This window comes from Paractinoplanes aksuensis, from assembly GCF_024137025.1.
Taxonomy (GTDB): domain Bacteria; phylum Actinomycetota; class Actinomycetes; order Mycobacteriales; family Micromonosporaceae; genus Actinoplanes; species Actinoplanes aksuensis.
On the sequence record NZ_JAMYJR010000062.1, the window covers coordinates 46,453 to 52,586 of the forward strand.

At 67.9% G+C, this 6,134-nt stretch carries 8 protein-coding genes and 1 pseudogene; 4 read left to right on the top strand and 5 right to left on the bottom strand.

The features are described 5' to 3' along the window. Nucleotides 1–37 precede the first annotated feature (37 nt). Nucleotides 38–586 (top strand): DUF421 domain-containing protein, encoded by a 549-nt coding sequence (locus M1L60_RS44640; RefSeq protein ID WP_253243692.1) that lies wholly within the window; start codon nt 38–40, stop codon nt 584–586. 333 nt (nt 587–919) lie between these two features. On the opposite strand, the gene M1L60_RS44645 is transcribed toward M1L60_RS44640, so the two are convergent. The 4 genes from M1L60_RS44645 to M1L60_RS48610 form a co-directional block, all read right to left on the bottom strand. Continuing rightward, nucleotides 920–1,873 carry a sodium:calcium antiporter gene (locus tag M1L60_RS44645; RefSeq protein WP_253243693.1) on the bottom strand — a complete coding sequence of 318 codons (954 nt, stop codon included), beginning with the start codon at nt 1,871–1,873 and terminating at the stop codon, nt 920–922. A 137-nt stretch (nt 1,874–2,010) separates the two neighbouring features. Next, nucleotides 2,011–3,054, bottom strand: a complete 1,044-nt coding sequence (gene gnd, locus M1L60_RS44650; protein WP_369077258.1) for a phosphogluconate dehydrogenase (NAD(+)-dependent, decarboxylating) — start codon at nt 3,052–3,054, stop codon at nt 2,011–2,013. A gap of 14 nt (nt 3,055–3,068) precedes the next feature. Continuing rightward, nucleotides 3,069–3,275 carry a hypothetical protein gene (locus M1L60_RS44655; RefSeq protein ID WP_253243695.1) on the bottom strand — a complete coding sequence of 69 codons (207 nt, stop codon included), beginning with the start codon at nt 3,273–3,275 and terminating at the stop codon, nt 3,069–3,071. Nucleotides 3,276–3,919: 644 nt separating this feature from the next. Continuing rightward, complete coding sequence (locus M1L60_RS48610) at nt 3,920–4,090, bottom strand: heme-copper oxidase family protein (protein WP_253243700.1); 171 nt, start codon at nt 4,088–4,090, stop codon at nt 3,920–3,922. A 295-nt stretch (nt 4,091–4,385) separates the two neighbouring features. Between M1L60_RS48610 and M1L60_RS44665 the strand changes: the two genes are divergently transcribed. Then, nucleotides 4,386–4,790, top strand: a complete 405-nt coding sequence (locus tag M1L60_RS44665; RefSeq protein ID WP_253243696.1) for an STAS domain-containing protein — start codon at nt 4,386–4,388, stop codon at nt 4,788–4,790. Nucleotides 4,791–4,942: 152 nt separating this feature from the next. Here M1L60_RS44665 and M1L60_RS44670 read toward each other — a convergent pair whose 3' ends face one another. Beyond that, nucleotides 4,943–5,206, bottom strand: coding sequence for a DUF6343 family protein (locus M1L60_RS44670; protein ID WP_253243697.1), 264 nt, complete (start codon nt 5,204–5,206; stop codon nt 4,943–4,945). A 211-nt stretch (nt 5,207–5,417) separates the two neighbouring features. Here M1L60_RS44670 and M1L60_RS44675 point away from each other — a divergent pair. After that, nucleotides 5,418–5,896 (top strand): annotated as a pseudogene (locus M1L60_RS44675) (NfeD family protein). A 14-nt stretch (nt 5,897–5,910) separates the two neighbouring features. After that, the coding region (locus tag M1L60_RS44680) for an SPFH domain-containing protein (RefSeq protein ID WP_369077259.1) at nt 5,911–6,134 on the top strand (224 nt) is incomplete at its 3' end.

Below are 6,134 nucleotides of genomic sequence, written 5' to 3' on the forward strand. Positions count from 1 at the left end.
TTAATGCACTGACGGCGCATATTTACAGTGATCGGTGATGCCGAATGCCGGCCGCCGGTGCGGGTACGCCTACGGCATGTTTTTTCAAAGCTGGACCGATCTGTGGCGGATCGCCGTGGTCGGAGCAATAACGTACGTCTACCTGATCGCGGTTCTCCGGGTGTCCGGGAAGCGGACGCTGGCCAAGATGAACGCCTTCGACCTCGTCGTCACGGTGGCGATCGGCTCGACCCTGGCCACGATTTTGCTGTCGCGTGACGTTGCGCTGATCGAAGGCTTGATCGCGCTGGCCCTGCTCGTCCTGTTGCAGCTGCTGGCCACGTGGCTGTCGATCCGATCCCGGACGGTGCGCGCGATGCTCAAGTCCGAGCCGACTGTGTTGTTCTCCGGTGGTGTGATGCTACGTGATGCGATGCGCGCACAGCGGGTGACCGACAGCGAGATCCGGCAGGCGGTGCGATCGCAGGGCATCGGCGACCTCACCGACGTCGCCGCCGTGGTGCTCGAGACCGACGGCCGCTTCAGCGTCATCTCCTCGGCGCAGGCAGGCAACTTGTCCGCACTGCCACCGACCAGCCAGGCTTGACCAGTACTCACCGTTCCGTTCGGAAAATCATCTGACTGCGCTCGATCGCACAGCAGCAAGGCCGCTTCAGCCGAGTCCGTCGCTTCTCGGCACGCCAGCAGGCAGCGGACTCCAGCCGCGTCGAAGAAGGTCACGTCGGCCAGGTTCATCTCTACGACGGCGGGTAACGTCATCATCGCGGTGGTGAACGCACCGGTCAGCTGCGGGGCAATGTCGCTGTCGAGGTCTCCGCTGACGTGCAGTCGAGCGCGGCGGCCCGCCGGAAGCCGACGGTGACATGCACGAGGCGCCAGCGCTTCGAGCCGGAGCGGAGAGGCCTGCCGCCGGATCTGATCAGGCCGCCCGGACCAGGAGAAGGATCACGGCGGCCACGTAGATGACAGGGATCGTCACTCCCTCGAACCCGATCCCGCGCCGGTCTCGCATGATCAGTCCGGCGGTCAGGACGACGGTCATCAGAGTCGTTGACCCGGCGAGCAGCAGCGCTTCCGAAGAGGCGTCCGAATACACCGAACCCCGCAGGTACGAGGCGTCCGCGAGGAAGATCATCAGGGCGTCGAAGGCATTGCCGCCGATGATGTTGCCGATGCCGAGGTTCAGAGCACCGATCCGGACCGCGGCGATGAGTGTGACAAGTTCGGGCAACGAGGTGATGACGGTGGTGAGGGTGAAGCCGACCAGGCCGCTGGGTAGTCCGGTCGCTGCGACGACGCCGAGCCCACCCTGTCCGATGAGAAAGCCCGTGCCGGCCACGACGGCGGCCAGCGCGGCCAGCCGCCACCACAGCATCGCCGTACTCGCCTGGTCGCCCGCCTCGTCCGGCTCGTCCCGGCGGGTGTCGGGGGTCTCCTTGGCCGTCCACATCGGCTCCTTCCGGAGCCGTCTAAACAGCCGTAACCCATACAGATAGATCAGCGGGATGGCCAGGCTGGCCGGATGCACCCAGCCCAGCCGCAGCGTCGGCGTGGCGTAGGCCACCACCGGGATCGCCAGTAGCGCGATGAGGACCAGCGACTGCAGCACGTTCTCCAGCGAGGCCGCCGCGTGCTCGATGTTCGACCGCCGGTACAGCAGGTCGGCGATGGCCAGCCACACGGTCTGGACAGCGATCCCGCCCAGCGGATTCGCCAAGGCGAACTGGGCGTCGCCGCCGAGCGAGCCCACCACAGTGGTACCGATGCCCGGCAGCGAGGTCACCGCACCGAGCAGCAAGGCCCCGGCCGCGGCCTCGCCCATGCCGGTGCGGTCGGCCAGAACATCTGCCGTGGCCGGCGAGCCGCCGTCCAACCGACATGATCACGGCCAGGGCCACGACCAGGGCGATCGTGCTGGGCAGCAGCGGCCATGGTGGACCGCCGATCACCCGGCACCCACCGGACGTCGCGCCGGCCCTCTCGGGGCCGACGACTCCGGACGGGCGCGATTCATGCCGGCTTCTCGGCGTGCCCGCCGAACTGCTCGCGCATGGCGGACAAGGTCTTGCTGGCGAACCGGTCGAGCCCACGGGAGCTGAACCGTGAGGTGAGCGCGGTCAGAAGCACCGGGGCCGGGACCCCCTCCTCGATCGCGGCGATCGCGGTCCAGCGGCCCTCACCGGAGTCCGACACGCGACCGGAGAAATCCTCGAGGTCCGGTGATTCGACCAGGGCGGCTGCTGTGAGGTCGAGCAACCACGAAGAGATGACACTGCCCCGGCGCCACACCTCGGCCACAGCCGGGAGGTCGAGGTCGTACCGGTAGAACTCAGGGTCGGTCATGGGCGCGGTTTCAGCGTCAGCCTGTTGAGCGGTGGCGCCGATGCCGGCGTTGCGCAGAATATTGAGGCCTTCGGCGTAGGCAGCCATGATGCCGTACTCGATGCCGTTGTGCACCATCTTGACGAAGTGTCCGGCACCGGCGGGGCCGCAGTGCAGATAGCCGTGTTCGGCTTCGACCGGCTCGGGGCCCCGTCCGGGGGTACGCGGCTCGGCGCCGACGCCCGGGGCGATCGCGGCGAACACGGGGGCAAGTCGCTGCACCGCCGCGGTGTCGCCCCCGATCATCAGGCAGTAGCCGCGCTCGCGGCCCCACACCCCACCGCTGGTGCCGACGTCGAGGTAGTCGATGTCACGCTCGGCCAGCGCCGCCGCGCGAGCGATGTCGTCCCGGTAGTAGGAGTTGCCGCCGTCGATCACCGTGTCGCCGGGGGCCAGAACGCGGGCCAGGTGGTCGACGACAGCGCTGGTGGGGTCCCCGGCAGGCACCATCACCCAGACGGCTCGCGGCTGCTCGAGCCGATCAGCCAGGTCCTCGAGCGAGTTGCTCCCGGTGGCGCCGTCAGCGACGAGCGCCTGGACCGCCTCCGGGTCGGTGTCGAAGACGATACAGTCGTGACCGGCCGCGGTCAGCCGGCGGACGAGGTTCGCCCCCATCCGCCCGAGCCCCACCATTCCCAGTTGCATGTGCTGGTCCTCTCGATGGTCCGGCAAGGTGTGGTCGGGGTCTATTCGCCTTCGGCCTCGCGTCCGCGGGGCTCCTGCGGACTGCCGCCCGTGGTGGCGCCGGGACCGTACGGCGACTGCTGGTCGGCCGGCACCTTGCGATGCTCGGCGCGGGGGCTCTTACCGGTGGTTCCGTCGGGACCGTCGCTGTCCTGGACCAAGCGGGTCTCACCGCTTCGACGCATCTCGGGCTGTTGGATGTTCGGCATGGTTTCCTCCATCTGATCGAACTCTCTGGAAGTCATCCCCACCCTGTGCCGCCCTACCCATGACAGTTCTGTGTCAGCACGGTGCCGCTGTTCGCTGGTGCTCGCCCGGGATGTCACGCCTCCGTCATGGGGCCGCGCGGACGGTGCCACACCCGGCCGTCAGCGTGGACCGAAGCGGACGGCACTTTGCGCGACGCGGTCCCATCGGGAAGGTTCACGTCGGCATGTGCGTGGTCGACGCCGACGGGGAGAGCCTCGGCACGGTCGTCCACGTCACGACCGGCGATTCTCCCGACCGGGCAGGGGCCGGACCGGACCAGTCCCCGGGCTGGGCCGAGCGTGCGTTCGCGGAACCGGCCTCGAGATCAGGCGTCCGGCAGGCCGAGCGGCTGCATCTTCTCCGCCTTCGGAGCCGCCGACCTGGACGGTCTGGTCACGAGGAATCAGTCGCACTCTTCCCGGATTCGTCCCGGTAACGCGCGCTGCCGTGCGAATCCTCCGACAGCGGCCGGGCGCCGCCCTCGGGCGGGCCGCCGGGATTTTCGCGTCCGGCGGCGATCTCGGGGAACTTCACGAAGCGGCCAATCGGAACGGATCTGAAAGATCCGGTCGAAGTTATGCAGTTACGGCGGGGACGACGTGGCCTACTCGAGCGAGCCGACCGTCGACACCGTGTTGAGGGAGGTGAACCCGTCGCCGGGAAGACGGTCGACGTACCGGCGGGGCAGGCCTCCGGCGCGAGCCAGTGCTGCACCAGGAACGTCGCCCAGCTCTGCTTCCACGGTTCCGGCGCGGGCGGTGTCGGCCAAGGGCACCGCCCGGTCGTCGATGCGGCACGAGTCCGATGGGAACCGTCCTGCTGCGCTGTCATGGGGCGCTTACCGTGGAAGCAGGGTCGTGATGTGCTGCAGCACTGTGCGGCGAGACCGCTGTGTTGCTCCGTGGAGTTCGCCAGTCGCCTGGCGAGGTTCGATCTGCTCCTCGTGCGATAGACCAGGGCCCCAAGGTCATGACGCCGTCACTTCTTGTCACTGACCTGTCGTGCCACCGCAAGCATTCCGCCATCGCCGCGAGTCAGTCTGACGCTGAACGTCGTTCGACGATGGAGAGGTGGAGCGAAGGATGGGTACATCAACCCTGGTTGGTACAGCCGCCGATCAGATCGTCACGCCGGCCGCCGGACACGATGACACCGCGGTGGTCGAACTCCACGGCGATATCGACCTGGCTGTCGTCGAGCAGTTACGCGACTGCGTCACCTCCCGGTTGGAGCGCGGCGCCGACGTGGTCGTCGACCTTACCGATGTGACACTGATCGACTGCGCGTCGCTGGGGACGCTGGTTCAGGCCGACGAGCTGGCCGACCGCCGGGGCCGTCGCATGTGTCTCGCGGCGCCCGCAGCTGTGGTGCGCCGAACTCTGGCCGGTGCCGGCCTCCATGGGTCCTTCGCCACGTACAGCGATCGGAATCAGGCCCTGCGGGCTCTCCACCCCCAGTCACCGTCAGACCGATGAGTCTTGTCTCCAGCGCGGCGATGGCTGAACCTGTCCCGTCGTATTCCCTCGACCGACGTCGCCGGCGGCTTCGACGGACATGTGAAGTCCCGGCCTGGTCCATCAGCCCGAATCAGGGCCGGCTGCCGGGCCGCGACCGACCGGCCTGGCGGTTACTCGAACAGCGAATGTCCGTCACCCTCGGCGCGACGGCGAGACCGGCGCCGGAGCTGCACCACGACCAGATCGACCGCGGCGACGACGGCCAGCGCGACGAACAACCAGCCGAAAACCGCGGCACCAGCTCGTAGCAGCAGAACGGCGAACACGACGGATACAACCAGACCGAAGGCGGCCAACGCCAGGCGTAGGTTGAGCGGACTGTACGCGTGACCAACAGTGCCGCGACGGCCGCGCGGCTGGGGATCGAGTGGCATCGTGACGGCGTACCCGCCCCCTGCTCCTTCAACCGTGCGGTGCCCTCGGAACGGACTCTCCCCGTGGTGCAGCCCTGTGAACGGGGAAGGAATCCGGTCTACCGCCCGCTGCCATCTTCCCTGCGCCGGTCGTGGCGGGCGGGTGATCGCCGCGCCGGATAGTCATGAAACTGTCGTGGTTTCCGCCGACTGAAACGGTGACCATCGAACTATGGACGTAGTGGTGTGGATTGTTCTCGGAGTGGCGTTCGCCGTCGCTGAGATCTATACGACCACCCTGTTTCTGCTGATGTTCGCCGCCGGAGCCGCTGCCGCGGCGGGCGCGGCCGGGCTGGGTGCGCCTGTGTGTGGGGTCAAGCCGGTGTTTTCGTCGCGGTCTCGGCTCTCACGCTCGTTTCGGTACGGCCGGCGCTGCGGCGGCGGCTGAGCCGGTCGGCCGGCCCTGGCATCGGTATGGAGGCGATGCAGGGTGCTTCGGCGGTCGTGGTGGAGCAGGTGGACGCCGGCCGCGGCATGGTGAGGATCGACGGCGAACTGTGGCAGGCGCGCACACTCGACGGAATGGGCACGTGTGAACCCGGTGAGCGGGTACGCATCGTCGATGTCAGTGACGGCACCGCGTTGGTGTGGCGTGAAGGCCTACCCGGCGATGCCGTCGGCTCCGGCCTCGATCGACCAATTCCTTCGTAAGGGGTGGCACACGCATGGACCCAGTTGTCGGCACAGTCGTCGCCGTAATTTCTCTTCTGATCGTCATAACCCTGCTCAAAGCCGTCAAGATCGTGCCCCAGCAGCGCATGGACGTGGTGGAACGACTGGGTCGGTACCGCACGACGTTGAGCCCGGGCCTGAACCTGCTGGTGCCGTTCGTCGACTCGGTGCGCAGCAAGGTCGACATGCGCGAGCAGGTCGTCTCCTTCCCGCCCCA

Coding starts and splice junctions, on each gene's coding strand:
- M1L60_RS44640 (WP_253243692.1), top strand. CDS start 38: ATGCCGAATGCCGGCCGCCGGTGCGGGTACGCCTACGGCATGTTTTTT.
- M1L60_RS44655 (WP_253243695.1), bottom strand. CDS start 3,275: ATGCCGAACATCCAACAGCCCGAGATGCGTCGAAGCGGTGAGACCCGC.
- M1L60_RS44670 (WP_253243697.1), bottom strand. CDS start 5,206: ATGCCACTCGATCCCCAGCCGCGCGGCCGTCGCGGCACTGTTGGTCAC.